The organism is Streptomyces sp. LUP30 (assembly GCF_001746365.1).
In the GTDB taxonomy this organism is placed as follows: domain Bacteria; phylum Actinomycetota; class Actinomycetes; order Streptomycetales; family Streptomycetaceae; genus Streptomyces.
The window spans coordinates 1-2,275 of the sequence record NZ_MJAJ01000114.1 but is presented as its reverse complement, the minus strand read 5'-3'; the positions used below and the strand labels follow the sequence as shown (position 1 = coordinate 2,275).

Here is a 2,275-nt window from a genome sequence, read left to right as displayed (position 1 = left end):
GACGACGGAGGTCGCGTCCTCCTCGGCCATGCCGGCGAACCGGGCGCTGCCGCGACGGCGCTTGCGCTGCTTGGGCACAGCGTCCGGGCCGACGACGACCTCACCGGCCCCGGGGCGCACCGTCGCCTCACCGGCAGGGGCGGGATGGTCGTCGAAAACACCGCGCACGCCCCCCGCCACGGCCCCCGCGTCCTCGTGACCGGGCCGCCGCGCACCGCCGGAACCGGCCGCGGGCTCGTCGCCGTGGCCGGACCGGGCGTCGTGGCCGGACCGGGCGTCATGGCCGGACCGGGCGTCATGGCCGGACCGGGCGTCGGCTCCGGACCGGGCGTCGGCTCCGGACCGGGCGTCGTGGCCGGTCGGCCGTACGAGGTGCGGTGCGGGGGCCGGAAGTCGGTCCAGGTCCGCCATCCGGCGGCGGAGCTCGGCGCACCGGGCGGTGGCGCGTTCATGGTCGTCGCGGGCCCAGGCGAGGTCGAGGCGGACGGCGTCGGCCTGCTCGTGCGTGGCCGCGGACGCGAGCCGCCCGCCCAGGTCGACGAGCCGGTCGGCGGCGTAGCGCTGCTCGCGGAGCATCACGTCGAGCCGGTCCCCGAGGGCGTCGCGGCCGCCGGGGCGGGCGTCGTGGGCGGCGAGCGCGTCGCCGTGCAGCGGCCGGAGCCGCCCCGCCTCCTGTGCGGCGGCCTCGGGGCCGTGTGCGGCGGCGAGGTCCTGCAGGAGCGCCTCCACCACGTCCCAGGGCGGCACCTCACGTCCGTCGAGGCAGGCCTGCATACCGTCGGGATCGCGCTGCCAGAACACCGCGCACCAGCCGGCGCCCTGGTCCAGGCGCGCCAGCAGTCCGCTCAGGTGGATCACGAACTCCCGCACCCGGCCCGGGAGTTGATACACAGTCATCGCTGGACTCCCCGCCCCGACCGGAACACTCCGATTCGTAGAAAACACCAGTCGTGTTACAGCGGGGCTACGGGGAGTTTTCGAAGCGGACGCGACCGCGTCACCGCGCGACCACGAGCGGTGCGCGCCCGACGGCGGGATCCGGGCTTCAGGCGGGGGCGAGCGAGCACAGCCCCGCCAGCTCGTCCATGGACAGGCCGAGCACGCGGGCCAGGGCCGCGACCGTGAAGAACGCGGGGGTCGGCGCCCGGCCGGTCTCGATCTTGCGGAGGGTCTCGGCGGAGATGCCCGCGCTCGCCGCGATCTCGGTCATGCTCCGGCCGCCGCGCGCTTCGCGCAGCAGTCGCCCGAGCCGCTCGCCGCGCTCGTGCTCTTCGGGGGTCAAGGGGGTGCGCACCATGACCCCATTCTAATACCGGTATAATAATTGGCATGGTAGAGCTGAAGACGGACACATCGATCGACGCCATGTACGAGGCGGGGCAGGTCGTCGCACGAGCCCTGACGGCCGTGCGCAAGGCCGCCGACGTGGGTGTCTCCCTGCTGGAGCTGGACGAGGTGGCGCACGACGTGCTGCGGGAGGCGGGGGCGTCGTCGCCCTTCCTCGGTTACCGGCCGTCCTTCGCGCCCACGCCCTTCCCCGCCGTGATCTGCGCGTCCGTGAACGACGCGATCGTGCACGGAGTCCCCACCCGCCACCGGCTGCGGGACGGCGACCTGGTCTCGATCGACTGCGGCGCCGAGCTGGACGGCTGGGTGGGCGACTCCGCGATCAGCTTCACCGTGGGCCGGGCGCGTCCGCAGGACGTCCGGCTCGTCGAGACCGCCGAGCGCGCCCTGGCGGCCGGGATCGGGGCGGCGGTCGTCGGCAACCGCGTCGGCGACATCGCGCACGCGATCGGCACGGTATGCCGAGGGGCCGGCTACGGGATCATGGACGACTTCGGCGGCCACGGTGTGGGCCGCCACATGCACGAGGACCCGGCGATCCCGAACGAGGGCCGGCCCGGGCGGGGCCTGGCGCTGCGCCACGGCATGGTGATCGCGATCGAGCCGATGCTGATCGCGGGCGGCGGGGACGACTACCACGTCGCTCCCGACGGCTGGACCCTGCGCACGAACGACGGTTCGAGGGCGGCCCACACGGAACACACGGTGGCGATCACGGACAGCGGACCCAGGGTGCTGACGCAGCGAGGCTAGCCGGAGCCGGACGGGGAGGGCCGGAGCGCCGGATCCCACCGAGGGGGCCCGGGGCCCCCGGATACGGGACCGCGCGGCGGCGCAGAACGGGCCGCGGCCGTTGCGACGGGCGCGAGCCGGTGCGGGGCCCCGCTGGGCGCGAGCCCGCTGCGGGGCGGGCCGCCAGGGGGCGCAG

General features: G+C 75.4%; 2 protein-coding genes and 1 pseudogene. 1 reads left to right on the top strand and 2 read right to left on the bottom strand.

The genetic code is table 11. The features are described 5' to 3' along the window. Positions 1-897 (bottom strand): annotated as a pseudogene (locus tag BG482_RS43255) (hypothetical protein); the annotation flags it as partial. A gap of 148 nt (positions 898-1,045) precedes the next feature. After that, positions 1,046-1,297 (bottom strand): helix-turn-helix domain-containing protein, encoded by a 252-nt coding sequence (locus tag BG482_RS39825; RefSeq protein WP_069774098.1) that lies wholly within the window; start codon positions 1,295-1,297, stop codon positions 1,046-1,048. Positions 1,298-1,329: 32 nt separating this feature from the next. Between BG482_RS39825 and map the strand changes: the two genes are divergently transcribed. Beyond that, positions 1,330-2,100 carry a type I methionyl aminopeptidase gene (gene map / locus BG482_RS39820; protein ID WP_069774097.1) on the top strand — a complete coding sequence of 257 codons (771 nt, stop codon included), beginning with the start codon at positions 1,330-1,332 and terminating at the stop codon, positions 2,098-2,100. Positions 2,101-2,275 lie beyond the last annotated feature (175 nt).